Annotated in this window: 19 protein-coding genes; 10 read left to right on the top strand and 9 right to left on the bottom strand. The window is 71.1% G+C overall.

What is annotated here, in order from left to right:
• The first annotated feature begins 48 nt into the window (after nucleotides 1-48).
• Nucleotides 49-588: a GTP-binding protein gene (locus QRY02_RS26865; RefSeq protein WP_285993923.1), complete on the top strand. Its 540-nt coding sequence runs from the start codon at nucleotides 49-51 to the stop codon at nucleotides 586-588.
• Between the two features lie 18 nt (nucleotides 589-606).
• The gene (locus tag QRY02_RS26860) at nucleotides 607-1,365 is read left to right on the top strand and encodes an MHYT domain-containing protein (protein WP_285985621.1); all 759 of its coding nucleotides are present in this window, start codon (nucleotides 607-609) and stop codon (nucleotides 1,363-1,365) included.
• On the opposite strand, the gene QRY02_RS26855 is transcribed toward QRY02_RS26860, so the two are convergent.
• Nucleotides 1,362-2,009: a PaaI family thioesterase gene (locus QRY02_RS26855; RefSeq protein WP_285985620.1), complete on the bottom strand. Its 648-nt coding sequence runs from the start codon at nucleotides 2,007-2,009 to the stop codon at nucleotides 1,362-1,364. The two genes, QRY02_RS26860 and QRY02_RS26855, sit on opposite strands and share 4 nt — an antisense overlap.
• A gap of 139 nt (nucleotides 2,010-2,148) precedes the next feature.
• On the bottom strand, nucleotides 2,149-2,685 hold the full coding sequence (locus QRY02_RS26850) for a ferritin (protein ID WP_285985619.1): 537 nt from the start codon (nucleotides 2,683-2,685) through the stop codon (nucleotides 2,149-2,151).
• Between the two features lie 47 nt (nucleotides 2,686-2,732).
• On the opposite strand from QRY02_RS26850, the gene QRY02_RS26845 reads away from it, so the two are divergent.
• From QRY02_RS26845 to QRY02_RS26825, 5 genes are all read left to right on the top strand, one after another.
• On the top strand, nucleotides 2,733-3,491 hold the full coding sequence (locus QRY02_RS26845; RefSeq protein WP_285985618.1) for an SDR family NAD(P)-dependent oxidoreductase: 759 nt from the start codon (nucleotides 2,733-2,735) through the stop codon (nucleotides 3,489-3,491).
• Between the two features lie 5 nt (nucleotides 3,492-3,496).
• Nucleotides 3,497-3,799 carry a TetR/AcrR family transcriptional regulator gene (locus QRY02_RS48920; protein ID WP_502874134.1) on the top strand — a complete coding sequence of 101 codons (303 nt, stop codon included), beginning with the start codon at nucleotides 3,497-3,499 and terminating at the stop codon, nucleotides 3,797-3,799.
• Nucleotides 3,800-3,812: 13 nt separating this feature from the next.
• Nucleotides 3,813-4,280 carry a nitroreductase family deazaflavin-dependent oxidoreductase gene (locus tag QRY02_RS26835; RefSeq protein WP_285985617.1) on the top strand — a complete coding sequence of 156 codons (468 nt, stop codon included), beginning with the start codon at nucleotides 3,813-3,815 and terminating at the stop codon, nucleotides 4,278-4,280.
• Nucleotides 4,281-4,627: 347 nt separating this feature from the next.
• A complete protein-coding gene (locus QRY02_RS26830) occupies nucleotides 4,628-5,389 on the top strand; it encodes an SGNH/GDSL hydrolase family protein (RefSeq protein WP_285985616.1) in 762 nt (253 codons plus the stop codon).
• Nucleotides 5,390-5,431: 42 nt separating this feature from the next.
• Nucleotides 5,432-6,343, top strand: a complete 912-nt coding sequence (locus QRY02_RS26825; protein ID WP_285985615.1) for an extracellular catalytic domain type 1 short-chain-length polyhydroxyalkanoate depolymerase — start codon at nucleotides 5,432-5,434, stop codon at nucleotides 6,341-6,343.
• A gap of 47 nt (nucleotides 6,344-6,390) precedes the next feature.
• Here QRY02_RS26825 and QRY02_RS48700 read toward each other — a convergent pair whose 3' ends face one another.
• The 5 genes from QRY02_RS48700 to QRY02_RS26795 are packed head-to-tail and all read right to left on the bottom strand — an operon-like array spanning nucleotide 6,391 to nucleotide 11,894.
• The gene (locus tag QRY02_RS48700; RefSeq protein ID WP_353067995.1) at nucleotides 6,391-8,511 is read right to left on the bottom strand and encodes an alpha/beta hydrolase family protein; all 2,121 of its coding nucleotides are present in this window, start codon (nucleotides 8,509-8,511) and stop codon (nucleotides 6,391-6,393) included.
• Nucleotides 8,508-9,620: an alpha/beta hydrolase family protein gene (locus tag QRY02_RS26810; RefSeq protein WP_285985614.1), complete on the bottom strand. Its 1,113-nt coding sequence runs from the start codon at nucleotides 9,618-9,620 to the stop codon at nucleotides 8,508-8,510. Before QRY02_RS26810 ends, QRY02_RS48700 begins: the two co-directional genes overlap by 4 nt.
• Before the next feature lie 20 nt (nucleotides 9,621-9,640).
• Nucleotides 9,641-10,624, bottom strand: a complete 984-nt coding sequence (locus QRY02_RS26805) for an ABC-2 membrane transporter-related protein (RefSeq protein ID WP_285985613.1) — start codon at nucleotides 10,622-10,624, stop codon at nucleotides 9,641-9,643.
• Nucleotides 10,621-11,502 (bottom strand): ABC transporter ATP-binding protein, encoded by an 882-nt coding sequence (locus tag QRY02_RS26800; protein ID WP_285985612.1) that lies wholly within the window; start codon nucleotides 11,500-11,502, stop codon nucleotides 10,621-10,623. The genes QRY02_RS26805 and QRY02_RS26800 overlap by 4 nt, the downstream gene beginning before the upstream one ends.
• Nucleotides 11,499-11,894, bottom strand: coding sequence for a GntR family transcriptional regulator (locus QRY02_RS26795; RefSeq protein ID WP_285985611.1), 396 nt, complete (start codon nucleotides 11,892-11,894; stop codon nucleotides 11,499-11,501). Before QRY02_RS26795 ends, QRY02_RS26800 begins: the two co-directional genes overlap by 4 nt.
• Nucleotides 11,895-12,133: 239 nt before the next feature.
• Between QRY02_RS26795 and QRY02_RS26790 the strand changes: the two genes are divergently transcribed.
• Nucleotides 12,134-13,660: an alpha/beta hydrolase gene (locus QRY02_RS26790; RefSeq protein WP_285985610.1), complete on the top strand. Its 1,527-nt coding sequence runs from the start codon at nucleotides 12,134-12,136 to the stop codon at nucleotides 13,658-13,660.
• On the opposite strand, the gene QRY02_RS26785 is transcribed toward QRY02_RS26790, so the two are convergent.
• A complete protein-coding gene (locus tag QRY02_RS26785) occupies nucleotides 13,588-14,988 on the bottom strand; it encodes an NAD(P)/FAD-dependent oxidoreductase (RefSeq protein WP_285985609.1) in 1,401 nt (466 codons plus the stop codon). The genes QRY02_RS26790 and QRY02_RS26785 overlap by 73 nt on opposite strands.
• 74 nt (nucleotides 14,989-15,062) lie before the next feature.
• A complete protein-coding gene (locus tag QRY02_RS26780; protein ID WP_285985608.1) occupies nucleotides 15,063-15,902 on the bottom strand; it encodes a TIGR03620 family F420-dependent LLM class oxidoreductase in 840 nt (279 codons plus the stop codon).
• 107 nt (nucleotides 15,903-16,009) lie between these two features.
• On the opposite strand from QRY02_RS26780, the gene QRY02_RS26775 reads away from it, so the two are divergent.
• Nucleotides 16,010-16,615, top strand: coding sequence for a GNAT family N-acetyltransferase (locus QRY02_RS26775; protein WP_285985607.1), 606 nt, complete (start codon nucleotides 16,010-16,012; stop codon nucleotides 16,613-16,615).
• Complete coding sequence (locus QRY02_RS26770; protein WP_285985606.1) at nucleotides 16,596-17,513, top strand: SAM-dependent methyltransferase; 918 nt, start codon at nucleotides 16,596-16,598, stop codon at nucleotides 17,511-17,513. The genes QRY02_RS26775 and QRY02_RS26770 overlap by 20 nt, the downstream gene beginning before the upstream one ends.
• Nucleotides 17,514-17,564: the final 51 nt, after the last annotated feature.

Here is a 17,564-nt window from a genome sequence, read left to right as displayed (position 1 = left end):
AACGGCAACGCTTCCCGAAGCGGCCGGATCACCTCGGCGAAGATCGTCGTGGCCGGGGGATTCGGGGCCGGCAAGACGACGTTCGTCGGCGCCGTCTCGGAAATCGACCCGCTGCGGACCGAAGCCATGATGACGTCCGCGGCCGTCGGTGTCGACCGGACCGAAGCGGTGCCGGGGAAGATCGCCACCACGGTCGCGATGGACTTCGGCCGGCTCACCCTGGCCGACGACCTGGTGCTCTACGTCTTCGGCACGCCCGGCCAGCACCGGTTCTGGTTCATGTGGGACGACCTCGTCTGCGGTGCGGTGGCGGCGATCGTCCTGGTGGACACGCGCCGGCTGGCGGACTCCTTCGCCTCGATCGACTTCTTCGAGTCGCGCGGCCTGCCGTTCCTGGTCGCCATCAACCAGTTCCAGGACACCCGCCAGCACGGGCCCGAGCAGGTGCGCGAGGCCCTCAAGATCCCCGCCGCGGTGGAGGTCGTCACCTGCGACGCGCGCTCGCCGGAGTCGACGAAGAAGACCCTCATCGCCGCCGCCGAGCACGCGCTCGCCGAGCACCACGCCCCCAGATCACGCAAAGCTTGAAGGAGCCGGAAAATGCCCATGGACCACGAAGACTTCGCGATGGGCAACTGGCTCGTCGTGCTCGCCTACCTCACCTCGGTGGTGGGCTGCGCCCTCGGCCTCGCCTGCACGCTGCAGGCGCGCTCCACCGACAGCCCGCGGGCCCGGCTCACCTGGCTGGTGCTCGCGGCGGTGTCCATCGGCGGCGTCGGCATCTGGGTCATGCACTTCATCGCGATGCTCGGCTTTTCCACGCCCGGCATGCCGGTGCGGTACGACATCCTGCGCACGGCGCTGTCGGCGATCCTGTCGGTGGTGGCGGTGTTCTGCGGGCTGCTGGTGTTCGGCGTCCGCAACCGGTTCGCATGGAAGCGGCTGCTGCTCGGCGGCCTGCTGACCGGGCTCGCGGTGGCCGTCATGCACTACACCGGGATGTGGGCGGTGCAGGTCAAGGGCGTGATCGGCTACGACCCGACGCTGGTGGCGCTCTCGATGGTCATCGCCGTGGTCGCGGCCACGGCGGCGCTGTGGTTCACGGTCGGGCTGGACAAGCTCCTGCCCCGGCTGGCGGCGGGCCTGGTGATGGGCGCGGCGGTCACCGGCATGCACTACACCGGCATGGCGGCGGTGCGCCTGCACCTGGACCCGGGTGCCCCCGACCCGGTCGGCACGGAGGTGTTCTCCTTCCTGTTCCCGGTGTTCGTGCTGGCGGCGCTGGCGATGGCGGTCCCGATCTGCGCGGTCCTGATGGCGACGTCGAGTTCGGAGGCGCCCCGGCACACGACGCTCGTGCCCTAGTCCGGCGCGGACTTCGTGGCGGCGGTGGGCACGGGGAACCGGTCGGCGCTGAAGTGGACCAGGATCGCCGTCGCCGTGGCGCAGACGAGGTCGCCCGCTCTGAGTTCACCGGTGGCGTGGAGCTTGCGGCCGTCGCGGCGGACGAGCCGCCCTTCGACGGTGAGCGGCACGGCGTACGGCGTCCCGTGGTGGTAGTCGACGGTCAGGGACGCCGTCATGCCCGGGAAGCCGGCCGCGGCGGTGGCGCGGCCCAGCACGTGGTCCAGGACGGCGGCGACCCAGCCGCCGTGCACGCGCCCGGGCGGCCCTTCGTGCGCGGCGCCGAGGAGGACGTCGGCGCACACCGACTCCGGTCCCACGCGCACCCACGACAGCGGGGGCGCCAGCGGGTTCCCCGGCCCTTCCAAGGGGTTGTTGATGCTCAGGTGACCCCCGCCGTCGAGGGCGGTGAGCAGCAACGGCTTCGCGCCGCCGGCCGCGCGCAGTGCCTTGGTGACGGCTTCCACCCGGCCGGCCGCGGCGGCGAGGTCGGCTTCGTCGTCGCGCACGCAGACGGAGGCCTCGATCAGCTCGCGGATCCGGGAGCCGAGCAGCGCCCGCCCGGGTGGGACGCCGTCGACGATCGGAAACGGGTTTTCGGACATCGCGCTCCCCGGGCCCGGAACTAGAACACGTTTCACTCTAGCAGCCGGAAACCGCCGATGGACGAGATCAGCAAGGCGCACCTGGCTCCGCGGCCACCGGTGGGGCGTCTCCGGCGGCCGGGCGGCGCGCCCGGTCACGTCAGAGCTTCCCGCCCGCCACCGGCGGCATGTCCGGAGCGTCCTCGATCTCCGTGCCCGCTTCGCGGAACAGGTGGTTCTCGACCTCGAACAGGTTGCCGCCGGCCCGTTCGACGACGGTGAGCAGCGTGGACATCTGCGCCACCTCCTCCACCTGTTCCTTCAGGAACCAGTGCACGAACTGCTCGCCGAGGTAGTCCTCCTCCAGCCGCGCGGCCTTCGCCATCGCCTCGATGTCGGCGGTGACCGCGCGTTCCTGGGTCAAGGCCAGTTCGATCGCTTCGTGCACGCTCGAAAAGTCGTTCCGCACTTCGTCGCTGCCCGGGATGGCCACCGGCTCGTCGCGGTCCAGCAGGTAGCGCACCATCGCCAGCGCGTGGTTGCGCTCCTCGATCGCCTGCCGGTAGAAGCGCTTGGCCAGCCGTGGCAGGTCGCGCGCGTCGAACCAGACGGCCAGGGCGATGTACTGCTGGGCGGCGGTGAACTCGTGGCGGATCTGCGTCTGCAGCAGTTCGGCGAACTTCCGGGTCTTGGCCATGTCCCACAACTTACGACGGACCCGGGGTGCGCAGCTACGCTCGGCTGGTGCCTCCCGCTTCCGGCCTGCCCGACCTGTCCGGCACGATCGCCTGCGTCACCGGCGCTTCCGGGGTGATCGGCCGCGGGATCGCGCTCCGGTTCGCCGAAGCGGGCGCGGCCGTGGCGGTGCACCACCGGCGTCCCGGGGCGGCCGACGACGTCGTCGCGGCGATCGAAGCCGCCGGTGGGCGGGCCCGCGCGTTCGCCGCCGAGCTCACCGAAGACCACGCCGTGCTCGATGCCGTCGTGGAGTGGGGCGGCCGGCTCGACGCGCTCGTGAACAACGCCGGCATCCAGCCGGTCGAAGCCCTCGACGGGCTGACGGTCCAGCGCTGGCGGGCCATGCTGGAGGCGACCTTGACGAGCGCGTTCTCCTGCACCCAGGCCGCGGCCCGGCTGATGGGCGGCGGCGGGAGCGTCACGCACATCGCGTCGATCGAGGCCCGGCAGCCGGCGCCCGGCCACGTCCACTACGCCGCCGCCAAGGCGGCGCTGGTCATGCACGCCCGCGGTGCGGCGCTGGAGTACGGGCCGCGCGGGATCCGCGTCAACACGGTGTCGCCCGGGCTGATCTCGCGGCCGGGGCTGGCCGAGGACTGGCCGGAGGGTGTCGAACGGTGGCACCGCGCGGCACCGCTGGGCCGCTTGGGCACGCCTGCCGACGTCGGCAACGCATGCGTGTTCCTGGCCTCTCCGCTGGCGTCCTGGATCACCGGCCACGACCTCGTCGTCGACGGCGGCGTCACCACCCACCCGAACTGGTGATCCGGATGCCTTCCTCGATGGTGATCCGTGGTGAAGAAGCTCGGCGCCGGCCGCTCGTGGCGGCCCTCGAACCGGTGCCGGAGCGGGGCCGGCCCGCGGTCGGCACCCGGGTCCTAGCCGAGCGCGCGGAGGTCACGCCCAGCGTCGTGCGCGACCACTTCGCGTCCGTCCAGGCGGTGCTCGGCTCGGTCGAGGGGTACACCGGCGCCGCGGCGGCGGTGCTGGTGGCCGCGGTCGACGGCTCCTGCTGCGTCGCGCACCGAGTCCCGGGGAAATCCCCGCGGCCGCCGCGGTGCCGCGCCGGATGACGGCGGCGCGCGCGTGAAGCCGGGGCGGGTGCTGCGGGCCGTGTTCCGGGCGCCCGTCTGGCTGTACGACCACGGGCTCGGGTGGCTGCTGGGCCGGCGGTTCCTCTGCCTGACGCACCTCGGGCGGCGGTCGGGCCGGACCTACCGCACGGTGCTCGAGGTCGTCGGCGTCCGCGACGGCGAATACTTCGTCGTCGCCGGGTCGGGTGCCGGCGCGGACTGGTTCCGCAACATCCGGGCGCGGCCGCCGGTCGGCGTCGTCGTCGGAACGCGCCGGTTCGTGCCGCGCCACCGGGTGCTGGGAGAAGCCGAAGCCGTCGAGGTCTTCGCCCGGTACGAGCACCGCAACCGGTGGGTGCGGCCGGTCCTGCACCGCTTGCTGGGCAAGCTCCTCGGCCGGCCTTACGACGGCAGTGCCGCCGCGCGCGCCCGGATGGCGCGGCAGCTGCCGATCGTCGGGCTTCGAGAGGTCAGCCGCTGACCGTTCCCCCGTTCGCCGGGTAGCGCTTTCCGGTCGCGGTGCTGTCATCGATGCCGGTCCGCCCGAACGGTATTGCGCTGCGTAGCCGAGACGTTGTCATCCGGTGCCGTGCGGGTTTAAGCTATTGCGGACAATCGAATGTTTTCGCTAACAGTGTCAGTGAAACTTTCGGGAATTCTTCGAATTTCGGATCCGATGGCGAAAGTTTCGGTTGCCACCGGCGCACTTCTCCCTGTCCCCAGGCTCTGCGATTCGGCCGGCTGCTTTCTCTTTTCCTCCGGCGACAACACGGTGATCGCGATGCGGGACTCGAACAAGAACAACCCGACCTGCTGAGGAGGAGGACGATGAAGAGGTTCCTGGCCGCCGCGGCGGCCCTGGCGATCGCGTTCACCGGCCTGACCGGTGTCGCGAACGCGGAGTCGAACGGCGGCGTGCGGATCATGCCGCTGGGTGACTCGATCACCCACGGCACCGGCGTGCCGGGCGGGTACCGGATCGGCCTGTGGCAGCGCCTGGCCGCGGGCCGCTACACCAACGACTTCGTCGGTTCGCAGTTCAACGGGCCCGGCAGCCTGTGGGACCACGACCACGAAGGGCACCCCGGCTGGCGCATCGACCAGATCGACGCGAACGCCACCGGCTGGATGCGGACCTACAACCCGCGCTCGGTGCTGCTGCACATCGGCACCAACGACGTGCTGCAGAACTACAACGTCGCCGGCGCGCCCGGCCGGCTGTCCACGCTGATCGACCACATCACCGCCGCCGCGCCGAACGCCGACGTCTTCGTCGCGCAGCTCATCCCGATCGGGTGGGCGAGCGGGGACGCCGCCGTGCGGACGTTCAACAACGCCCTGCCCGGGATCGTGCAGGGCAAGGTGAACGCCGGCAAGCGCGTGCACCTGGTGAACATGCACAGCGCGGTGTCCACCGCCGACCTCAGCGACGGCGTCCACCCGAACGCCGCCGGCTACGACAAGATGGCGACCGTCTGGTACACCGCCCTGCGGTCGGTCCCGGGCAGCATCGGCAACCCGCGTGCCGCCGCGGCCACCGGGGAACTCGCCGCGGCGACCGCCGGTCCGGCGGCCCGGGCAACGAAATGAAGCGGGACAAGCATTCCTAGTGCGGCGTGAGGGAGATCCAAGATGAAACGCATGCTCGGTGTCCTCCTGGCACTGGTGGTCATGGTCACCGGCCTGGCCTCGCCCGCCCAGGCGGCGGCGCTGACCAGGGTGACCGGCTTCGGCAACAACCCGACGAACCTGAACATGTACGTCTACGTCCCCGACCGGGTGGCGGCCAGGCCCGCCATGCTGGTGCTGGTGCACTACTGCGGCGGCTCGGCGAGCTCGATCTTCGGCTGGAACGGCAAGGACTACGTCACCGCGGCCGACCGGTACGGGTACGTCATCGTGCTGCCGGAAGCGACCCGCAGCGAAAAGTGCTTCGACGTCTCGACGCCGAACGCGTTGCGGCGGGGCGGCGGCGGGGACTCGACCGGGATCATGTCGATGGTCTCCTACGCCAAGTCCCGCTACAACGTCGACCCGGCGCGGGTCGTCGTCAGCGGGTTCTCCTCCGGGGCGATGATGACGAACGTGCTGGCCGCCCAGTACCCCGACGTGTTCGCGGCGGCTTCGGCGTTCTCCGGCGTGCCCGCCGGGTGCTTCGCCACCACGAACGGCTCGCTGTGGAACAGCACCTGCTCGGGCGGGAAGTCGATCAAGACCGCGCAGCAGTGGGGCGATCTGGCCCGGTCGATGTACCCGGGCTACACCGGCCGCTACCCGCGGATGCAGCTGTGGCACGGCACCACCGACACCACGCTGTCGTACCCGAACTTCGGTGAAGAGATCAAGCAGTGGACCAACCTGAACGGGTTGAGCCAGACACCGGCGTTCACCGATCACCCGCAGTCGTCGTGGACGCGCACGCGGTACGGCAACACGACTACCCAGGCCACGGTGGAGGGCGTCAGCATCGCCGGTGTCGGGCACTCCCTGCCGATGACCGGTCAGCTGGCGTACGCGATTTCGTTCCTCGGTCTCGACCACTGAAAGACGGCGGAAGCGGCACCCCCAGTGCCGCTTCCGCCGTGCCCTTTTCACCGGCAGAACGAGACTTCCGGGTAGCCCGGCTGATCGAGCACCGGTCGTGACTCTCCCCGCAGGTGCTGGTCGAAGAACGCCCGGACGTACGTCCGCGTGATCTCCTGCGCCCGCACCGCGGCGTTCGGGCCGATGGGGACGCCGAACTCCTCGGCCAGCAACCCGACGTCGGTGAAGGACGCGTGCTGCGTGCCCGCCACCTCGATCCACCGCTTCCACCCGGTCATCTGCGCGTAGTCCCGTTCCCACGGCACGTTCCCCGGCGCGCACTTCGGCACCTGCTTGTGGTTGACGAACATGAACGGCCGCGACAGCCCTGGTGCGGTCAGCGGCAGCTCGGTCGTCCCGTCGATGTCGATCCCGGCCTTGATCCGGCTGTCGGCGACCATCGCGGGGATGGTGCTCGCCCCGCCCATGGAGTGCCCGGCCATGCCGATCCGGGAACCGTCGATCAACGGCGCCCACTTCGAATGCATCAGCGAATCCAGCACGAAGGACACGTCGGCGGCCCGGCCCAGTTCCAGCTTCTGCCAGAACGCCGTTTCGTGCGGAACTTCGCAGGACGCGCACCCGGCGAAGTGCCCGTCCGGGAAGCTCTGACCGGCGTTCTCGTAGGTGTGGCCGACCACCGCGACGGCGTACCCGTGGCTCGCCAGGTCTTCGGCCAGCGCGCTGAGCGTGGCACGGGGCTTGGTGTAGCCCGGTGACAGCACGATCAGCGGCAGCCCGCGCCCGGCGGGCCGGGCGTCGGCCACCGAGTTGGTCACCATCGTCGTGAGCAGGTCCGAGGGCACATCGAGGCCGCTGCCCTGCAGCAGCGCCGCCGACTCCTCCGCCGTCAGATACTGCGTCTTGGGCCCCTTGGCCGAAGCTGCCGGGTAGAAGAGGGTGACCATCAGCTCCCGGTAGGGGACCGAAGGTACCCACGGGTCCGGACGCGAAGTGTCCTTCAGGTACACCGCTGTGCTGCCCACCGGCCGGTCCCCGGTCGGGGCGGGCAGGTACGGCGTCGACGTCCGGGCGAAGGCGACTTCCGGATACCGCGTGGACGGCTGGTCCAGCAACGGCTGCGGCTTGCCGCGCAGGTGCTGGTCGAAGAACGCCCGGACGTACGCCGCGGTGATCGCCTGGCCGCGCGCGGCCGGGGTGGTCGCGCCGAAGTCGATGCCCAGCTGCTCGCCGACCAGGCCGATGTCGGTGAACGACGGGTGCTGCATCCCGGCCACGGTGAGCCAGCGCTTCGAGCCTTTGAGCTGTGCCCAGTCCCGCTCCCAGGACGCGGCTTCGTCGCCGGTGCCCGGCGTGTAGGTGTTCGCCCGCCCCAGGAACAGGAACGGCCGGTCCAGCCCGGGCGCGAGCAGCGGGTCGTCCGTGGTTCCGTCGATGTCGATCCCGGCCTTGATCCGGGGATCGGTCTCCATGGTGTCGATCGTGCTCGCGCCGCCGACGGAGTGCCCGGCCATGCCGATCCGGGACCCGTCGAGCAGCGGCGCCCACTTCGAACGCGCCAGTGAGTCGAGGACGAACGACACGTCCTTCGCCCGGCCGCGCTGCAGCTTCTGCCAGAACTCGAGGTCGTAGTTGCCGCAGGCCGCGCAGCCGGTGACCCGGCCGTCCGGGAAGGTGGTGGCCACGTTCTCGTAGGTGTGGTCGACCAGGACCACCAGGTAGCCGTGGCTCGCCAGGTCTTCGGACAGTGACGTCAGCTCGGCGCGGGGCCGCTTGAAGCCGGGGGACAGGACGACGGCGGGCAGGCCACGCCCGGCGGGGCGGGCGTCGACGACGGCGTCCGTGCGGACCGTGGTCATCACCGATGGCGGGATGCCGGTGATGCCGGCTTCGTCGAAGACGGCCTTCGCCTCGGCCTCGGACATGAACTGCTTCGTCGGTCCTGGTGAAGGAACCGCCGGGTAGAAGAGGGAAACCATCAGCTCTCGGTACGGGACCGACGGCACCCACGGGTCGGCGCGGGAGGTGTCCTCGAGGTGCAAGGCGGTCGTGCCGACCGGCCGGTCGCCGGTCGGTTTCGCCAGCGTGAGTGCCGGGTCCGCCGACGCGGCGGGCGACGTCAAGGCGAGGGTGAGCGCGGTGATGACCATGATGCTCTTGATTCTCATCCGATGAAGGTCACTTCCGGGTAAGCGGGCGAGGGCGCGGTCAGCAGCGCTTGCGGACGGCAGCGCAGGTGCTGATCGAAGAAAGCGCTTACGTAGTTCCGCGTGATGGTCATGGCGCGGTACGGGTCGATCGCGTCGCCGAGGTCGACACCCAGCTGGTCGGCGAGCACGCCGAGGTCGGTGAACGACTGGTGCACCGTGCCGGACACCATGAGCCAGCGCTTCCAGCCGGTCAGGTGGGTCCAGTCGGTTTCCCAGTCGTCGTACGGACCCGGCGCGCCGGGGGTGTATTCGTCCATGCTGCCCAGGAACAAGAAGGGCCGAGAGAGCCCTGACGCCGGGATCGGGACGTGGACGCTGCCGTCCAGGTCGGCTCCGGCCCGGATGCGCGGGTCGGCCAGCATCGCCTGGGTGGTGATCGCGCCGCCCGCGGAGTGGCCGGTCATGCCGATCCGCTGCGGGTCGATCAGCGCGCCCCACTTCGAAGACAGCAGGGAATCGAGCACGAACGACGTGTCCTTCGACCGGACCTGCGCGAACTTCTCCCAGAAGCCGGGCTGGTCGTCGACCTCGCAGGCGGCGCAGCCGGTGACGTGCCCGTCGGGGAAGGTCGTCGCGCGGTTCTCGTAGGTGTGGTCGATCGCCGCCACGGCGTACCCGCGGCTGGCGAGGTCCTCGGCCAGCGCGGTGAGCGTTGCCCTGGGCTGGGTCCAGCCCGGGGACAGCACGACCAGCGGCAGGCTGTGCCACCGCCCGGCCGGTCGCGCGTCGACGACGGCGTTCGTCCGGACCGTGCTGAAGACGTCCAGCGGCAGGCCCGGGATGTTCTGCCGCTCGAGGTTGCGTTCCGACTCGAGCGGGGTCATGTACTGCTTCTTCGGCCCGTTCGCCGAGGTCGCCGGGTAGAAGACGGAGACCATCAGCTCCCGGTAGGGCACCGACGGCACCCACGGGTCAGGCCGCGAAGTGTCCTTGACGGACAGTGTGGTGACGCCGACGGGCTGGTGGCCGGTCGGGGCGGGCAGGTAGGGCGTTGTGGCCGCCGAAGCGGGCGACGCGGACAGGGACAAGGTCAGGGTCAGTGCGGTGGCTACCGCGAGAGTGCGCATGATTCCCCCAGTCGGAATCGTCAGGACAGGTGGCGGAGACGGCGGAAGCAGAACCAGGTGAGCAGGGCCGTCGCGGCGAGGTAGAGCGCCAGCTCGAGCCACTGCAGCGGCCAGAACCGGGAGCCCGGCTGGTAGGTCAGCCGCTGCTGGTAGCCGTGCGCGCCCAGCTGGGCCATGCACGTTTCCATGGTGCCGTGTTGCGGCGGGCCCGCGCCCGGCCGCGGCGCGCAGGTCTGCACGAAGTCCGGCAGCGGGTCGGCCACGTTCCCGGCCGGGTCCAGGGTTTCGTTCGCCAGCTCCCACGCGCCGGGCTGCTTCCGGACGCCGATCTGCAGGATCCCGTGGGTGTCGTCGCCGTTGATGTTCGTGATGTTTTCGCCGGTGATCGCGACCGTCTCGGTTTGCGGCGGCAGCAGGTGCGGGCGCACGAACAACGGGACCAGCACCAGCACGGCGGCGAGCGTGGCGAGCGTGACGGCCATGGCGGCCACGGTCCGCTTCAGCAGCATCCCGACCGCGACGCCGAGCGCGAGGGCGAAGGCCGCGTACCCGATCGGGACGATCCCGCGGGCGCCGAACACCACCGGCGAGATGCGCGACAGCATGCCGCGGTCGGTTTGCGTGGCGGCGAGCGCGTCGATCGGGCTCGCCCACCACGACACCGCCCAGCCGAGCAGCCCGCCCGCCACCATCGCGGCGAGGACCCCGTACCCGAGCTTGGTCGCGAGCCACCGCTTGCGCGTGACGGTCTGGTTCCACACCAGGCTGTGCGTTCCGCTCTCCAGCTCGCGGGTGATCATCGGGACGCCCCAGAAGACGCCGATCACCGCGGGCAGCAGGTACAGCGCGAGGATGGTTCCGCCGAAGAGGGCGTCCTCGTCGGAGAAGTCGGTGCGCCCCACCAGGTCCGGACCGGTGATCGCGAGCACGATCGAGATCGCGATCAGGCCGGCGAGCACGGACAACGCGGGCATGCGGAACTGGCGCCAGGTCAGCCAGGTCATCGGAGGACCTCCAGGGCGGGGCGGGCGGCGGTGGGGTTGCTCATGTACTCGAGGACGAGGTCCTCCAGGCCGAGCTGCCCGACCGTCCACGCGGGGTCGAGGATCGGCGCCTCGGTGCGGACGAGGACGGTGGTCTGGCGGTCGGTGTGCTTGGCCGACACGACGTGCTGGTCCGCCGGCAGCGTCTCGACGTCGCGCCGCGGCCCGGAAAGCCGGTGGTGCGTGGCGAGCAGCGTCTCCACTTCGCCGATCACCCGGACCTGGGAGTCCACCAGCACGACGAGGTGGTCGCAGACCCGTTCCAGGTCGTTGACCAGGTGCGAAGACATGACGACGGACAGCCCGTGCTCGGCGACGGCCTCCATGAGGTCCTGCAGGAACTCGCGGCGGGCCAGCGGGTCCAGCGCCGCGACCGGCTCGTCGAGCAGCAGCAGTTCGGGTCGCTTGGCGATGCCGATCGTGAGCGCCAGCTGGGCGCGCTGACCGCCGGACAGCTTGCCGGCGTGCTGCTTCGGGTCCAGCCCGAGCCGTTCGATGCGCTTTTCCGCGAGCGAGGCGTCCCAGCCGGGGTTGAGGTGGGCGCCGAGCCGCAGGTGCTCCTCGATGGACAGTCCACTGTAGACCGGCGTGTTCTGGGCCACGTACCCGACCTTGGCCAGCTGCTCCGGGCCGCTGCCGGGCACCCCGCCGCACACCTCGATCGTGCCGCTCGTCGGCTCCAGCATGCCGGCCGCGATGTTCAGCAGCGTCGACTTGCCGGCGCCGTTCGGGCCGACGAGCCCGGTGACGTGACCGGCCTCGATCTCCAGCGTGCAGCCGGTCAGCGCCTGCTTGCGCTTGTACTTCTTGCCCAGGCCCTGGGCTTTCAGGACAGTCACGCTATGTCCTCTCTGGCGGAGTCGCGAAACGTGGACATCAACAAGGCTTCGATGCTCTCCTCGTCGAGACCCGCCTTGCGGGCCTGGGAAAGCCAGCGGCGCAGGTCGCGCCGCAGCGGTCCGAGCACGGCGAACGAGGCGCCGCCGTTCAACGTCGCCGTCACGAACGTGCCGACGCCGGGGCGGGCCGCGACCAGGCCGTCGTGCTCCAGCTCGCGGTAGGCCTTCAGCACGGTGTTCGGGTTGATCGCGAGGCTCGCGACCACGTCCTTGACCTTCGGGAGCTGGTCTCCCTCGTTCAGCAGGCCGAGGCGCAGCGCGTGCCGCACCTGCTGGACCAGCTGCTGGTACGGCGACAAGCCGGACCTCGCGTCCAGGTGGAACTCGATCATCGGCAACTCCATTTATCTAGTTAGCTAGCACTGTAGCTAAGTGGTGTCACTGGGGCCAGTGTCATTCCGGGGCTTCGCCCCGGGCCGGGGGCTCCGCCACCCGGAACCCCCGAAAGCCGCAGTGATCTTTTTCGGCAGCCGGAGCCAACCTCGGTACCCCCTCGCCCGTCTGTGGAGGCGAAGTGATCGTTTCCTCTCCGAAGGGACTTTTCGTGCGTCGATTTTCTGGGGGAGGCATCGTGCGCGGCGTGGTCGTCGCACTCGGTGTCTCGATGGCCGTCGCGGCGGGCCCGGCGGTCGCGTCCGCGGCACCGGCCTCCATCGACAAGGTGCCGACGCCACAGCTGAGCTGGACCGACTGCGCCGACGGGTTCCAGTGCTCCAAGGCTTCCGTGCCGCTGGACTACGACCGGCCGGCCGGCACGAAGATCGACCTGGCGCTGATCAAGCTGCCCGCCACCGATCCCGCGCACCGGATCGGCACGCTGTTCGTCAACTTCGGCGGGCCCGGCGCGTCCGGCCTGCAGCGGCTGCGGGAGCGCGGCAAGTGGCCGTGGCTGTTCTCCGACGAGCTGCGCGCGCGGTTCGACCTGGTCTCGTGGGACCCGCGCGGGATCGCCAACAGCACGGCGGTCCGGTGCTTCGACTCCGTGGCCGAGCAGCAGGACTTCTTCGGGTCGTTCCCGGAGATGCCGGGCGACGCGAGCGGCAACGCGGCCTTCTACGCCAAGTCGAAGGAGCTCGCCGACCGCTGCTCGGCGAAGGCGGGCCCGATCCTCGAGCACGTCTCCACGGCCAACACGGCCCGCGACCTGGAAATGCTGCGCCGCGCGGTCGGCGACCCGAAGCTGAACTACCACGGCATTTCCTACGGAACGCAGCTCGGGGCGACCTACGCGAACCTGTTCCCGAACCGGATCCGGGCGATGGTGTTCGACGGCACCATGGACTTCGCCGGCAACTCGACCGGCCAGAACGGCAACGGCAAGAGTGTCCCGCTGGACACCCGGCAGGACGTCGCGACCGGCATCGCGCAGACCTTCGAGCAGTTCCTGCGGCTGTGCACGGAAGCGGGCCCGAAGTGCGCGTTCTCTTCGGGTGACCCGAAGGCGAAGTGGGCGGCCCTGACCGCGCGCGCCAAGCAGGCTCCCATCGTCAGCGACGGCGAGACGTGGACCTACTCGGGCATCATCAACGCGGCGGCCGACCTGTCCGACTCGCGGGGCTGGGCGGACATCGCCACGCTGCTGCAGCGGCTCTACGACGCTCCGGCCACGCCGGCCCTGCGTACGGCCGCCTCGGTGGCCGGTGAGCAGTACACCTCGAACCGCACCGAGGCGTTCAACGCCATCCAGTGCTCCGACAGCGACGTGCCCACCGACCCGGCGATCTACAGCCGGTACGCCGAGTCGGAGGACCAGCGCGTGCCGTACTTCGGGCGGATCGCGGTGCTGGACATGATGAGCTGCGCGTTCTGGAAGGCGAAGGACACCGACCGCTACACGGGCCCGTGGAACCGCTCGACGTCGGCGGAGATCCTGGTGCTGAACAACCGCTACGACCCGTCCACCCCGCTGCACGGCGCCCAGGACGGCGCTGCGGAACTGGCGCGGGCACGCGTGTTCGTGACCGAGGGCTACGGGCACTCGTCGATGTACGTGCCGAGCACGTGCACCGAGCAGGTCAAGCGCGACTACCTGATCTCGGGGACCTTCCCCGCGGCGGGCAAGACCTGCACGATCGACGCCAGCCCGTTCGCGGGCTGATCTTGATCGCGGCGGGCCTCACCGGCGACGGTGAGGCCCGCTGTCACGAAGGCGTCCCGCGGGTGCTGCACCGACGCCAGGCTGAGGATGTCGCGGCCGAACAGGGCCTGCGTCAGCCACACCGCGAGGACCCGGACCTTGCGTTCCCAGGTGGGCACGGCCAGCACGTGGTAGCCGCGGTGCACGAGCCACGCCGGGAGACCCGTGATGACGAGCTTCCGGTACTGGAAGATCCCGCGGCCCAGGCCGAGCGTCGCGATGGCGCCCAGGCTGTGGTGCACGTACGGCTTCGGTGCCCGGCCGCGCAGCGTCGCGATGATGTTGCGGGCCAGCAGTTTTCCCTGCCGGTAGGCGTGCTGGGCGTTGGGCACGGTGCGCACGCCCGGGACCGGCGAGGCGAGGTCGGGCACCGCGGCGTCGTCCCCGGCCGCCCAGGCATCGGGCACGCCCTCGATCCGCAGATCCGGCCGCACGACGAGGTGACCGCGGTCGTCGACCGGGAAGTCGGTGTGCCGGCGGACGACGGGGTTGGCGCCGTTGCCCGCGGTCCAGACGATCAGCTCCGAGTCGAACTCCTCGCCGGTCGAAAGCGTTACGTGGCCGTCCTTCGCCGACGTCACCAGGGTGTTCAGGTGGACGCGGCCGCCCCGCCGTTCCAGTTCCCGCACGACCCAGCGCCCCGGCCGGTCGGTGACCTCGGGCAGGATGCGGCCCGACGCTTCGACGAGGTGGAAGGCCAGTTCGTCGCGGTGCAGCTCCGGGTAGCGCTTGAGCAGCGCGGTCGCGAGCGACAGCAGCTCGCCGAAGCCTTCGACGCCCGAGAAGCCACCGCCGACGAAGGTGACGGTGAGCAGCTTCCGCCGCTGCGGGCCGGCGGGCAGCGCGGCGGCGCGGTCGAAGGCGGTGAGCAGCCGGTCCCGGATCGCGACGGCCTCCTCGACGTGCTTGAGCCCGATGGCCTGCTCGGCGATGCCCGGCACGGGCAGGATCCGCGTGACGGCCCCGGCGGTCACGACGACGGTGTCGTAGCCGAGTTCGAAGGCTTCGCCGTCGGCCGGCTGCACGGTGACGACGCGGTGGGCGTGATCGATGGCGGTGACCTTTCCGGCGACGACCCGGGTGTGGCGCAGGTGCCGCCGCAGCGACACGGCGGCGTGCCGCGCTTCGACCGAGCCGGCCACGACCTCGGGCAGGAACGGCTGGTAGGTGAGGTAGGGCCGCGGGTCGACGAGGGTGACCTCGGCTTCGCGGCGACGCAGCTTCTTCTCGAGCTTCCAAGCGGCGTAGAACCCGGCGTACCCGCCGCCGACGATCAGGATCCGGCGCATCTCGTCCTCTTTTCTCGCTTCACCCCCTGGACGAGGCCGCGGACGAGGGTGTGACCGCGATGCGCGTCACAGCTTCAGCGGAGGGCCGCGGCGAGCTCCCGGTACTCCGCGAGGGGCAAGCCGGGGTTCGAGGTGAGCACCTGCAGGGCCACGTGGTCCGCGCCGGCCCGGTGGTGCTCACGGACCCGCTCGAGCACGGTCTCGACGTCACCCCACGCGACGACCGCGTCCACCAGCCGGTCGCTGCCGCCGCCCGCGAAGTCCTCGTCGGTGAACCCGAGACGGCGGAGATTGGCGGTGTAGCCGCGTTTCGCCAGGTAGAAGCTCAGTGCCTGCCGGGCGGTCGCGCGCGCGGTCGCCGGGTCCGCGGCCAGGACGACCTTCAGTTCCGGGGCGAGCAACGGGCCCTCGCCGAGCGCGGTGCGGGCGAGGTGGGTGTGCTCGGCGGTCGTGAGGAACGGGTGCGCGCCGATGCTGCGTTCCGCGGCGAGCGCCAGCATGCGGGGACCGGAGGCGGCCAGCACGCGGCTTCCGGCGGGAGTGCCGAGCGTGTCCAGCTCGTCGAAGTACGCCACCATCCGCCGGTGCGGGGACAACGCCCACTGGCTCGCTTCGCGCGGGCCGTTGCCGAGGCCCAGCAGCAGCCGGCCCGGGTGCCGCCCGGCGAGTTCGCTCCGGTGCGCCGCGATCGCCGCCGCCGGGTGCACCCAGATGTTGGCGATGCCGGTGGCCACGGTGATCCGCGAGGTCGCGTCGAGGACGGTGGCCGCCATTTCCATGATGGCGGGACCGTTGCCCAGCCAGACCGTGCCGAAGCCCGACGCGTCGAGTTCGGCCATCGTCTCCGGGAGCCGGCCACCCTCCTGTTCGAAGAGCCGCAGCGGGCTCCAGATGCCGATCCGTCCGAGGTTCACGGACGAGACCGTAGGGGCTCGCGATCTTCGGTGTCCAAGGCCAATCCGCCGAAACCGGCCTGGTCGCCGAGTGCGTGACTCGGCGTGCGCCGGGCAGAATCGCGTGGATGGCGCACACCGTCCGGCCTCTCGAAGCCTCGACGTGGGCCGCTTTCGCGGAACTCGTCGAGCGGAACAACGGCGTCTTCGGCGGCTGCTGGTGCCTCGGCTTCCACCCGGAACGCGCTCGGCGGGGCCCGGTGCGCCGCACGATCAAGGAGGACCGGGTGCGGACGGGCGGCGCGCACGCCGCGCTCGTGCTCGACGAGGACGGCGTCGCCCAGGGGTGGTGCCAGTACGGCAGCCCCGGCGAACTGCCCGGCATCAAGCACCGGCGTGCCTACGAGAAGGACGCGCCGCCGCGGCCGGACTGGCGGATCACCTGCTTCTTCGTCGACAAGAAGCACCGGGGCCACGGCGTCGCCCGCGCGGCACTGGCCGGCGCGCTCGACCTGATCGCGCGGGCCGGCGGCGGGCTCGTCGAGGCCGTCTCCGAGGTGACCGCCGGCCGGGACGCGCCGGCGAGGTTCCTGTTCACCGCCACCGTGGAACTGTTCGAGGAGTTCGGGTTCGCCCGCGGGCGGCAGGTCGGCGGGCACGCGTGGATCATGAGCCGGGTGGTCGGCCCGCGGCCACCGGAAGACGGGGGAGAGCATGGCTTCGAGCAGGCATGACGGCGACACCTGGGACCTGGCGTCGAGTGTCGGCGCGACCGCCACGATGGCCGCCGCGGCACGGGCGATGGCGACCCGCGTGGATCCGGCGTTCATCGACGACCGGTTCGCCGAACCGCTCGTCCGGGCGGTCGGCGTCGACCTGCTCACCCGGCTGGCGAGCGGCGAGGCGGCGCCCGGCGAGCTGGTCGAGCCGGTGTGGCTCGACTTGGCCAAGGTGCGGACGAAGTTCTACGACGAGTTCTTCCGCGCGGCGGCTCTCTCGCAGATCGTGATCCTGGCCGCGGGCCTGGATTCGCGCGCGTACCGGCTGCCGTGGCCCGCCGGGACCGTCGTGTACGAGGTCGACCGGCCGGAGGTCCTCGAATTCAAGACCCGCACTCTGGCCGGGCTGGGCGCCGAGCCCACCGCCGACCGGCGGGTGGTGGCGGCCGACCTGCGCGAGGACTGGCCCGCCGCGCTGCGCGCCGCCGGCTTCGACCCGGCGCGGCCGACCGCGTGGAGCGCCGAAGGCCTGCTCGGCTACCTGCCGCCCGAGGCGCAGGACCGGCTGCTCGACACCGTCACCGAACTCAGCGCGCCGGGCAGCCGGGTGGCCACCGAGAACCGGCCCAACCCGCGACCGGGCGACGAGGCCAGGACGAAGGAAGGCCTGGATCGGCTCTCCGGACGCTGGCGCGGGCAGGGCTTCGACACGGACATGGCGAGGCTGCGCTATTTCGGTGAACGCAACGAAGCGGCGCCCTACCTGGCCGCCCACGGCTGGGAGCTGACCGGGAGCACCGTCCGGGAGCTGCTCGCGGCCCACGGTCTCGCGCCCCTGGGGGACGACGACCTGCGCATGGGCGACGTGCGTTACGTCAGCGGCGTCCTCCCCCCGGTGCCGCGCCCGGCTTGACAGCGGGGCCGCCCGTCTCGCACTATGCGAACAAGTGTTCGATGATTGTTC

It is taken from the genome of Amycolatopsis sp. DG1A-15b (assembly GCF_030285645.1).
Lineage (GTDB): Bacteria > Actinomycetota > Actinomycetes > Mycobacteriales > Pseudonocardiaceae > Amycolatopsis.
The sequence above is the reverse complement of the archived record's forward strand: the minus strand, read 5'-3'. Positions and strand labels throughout refer to the sequence as shown.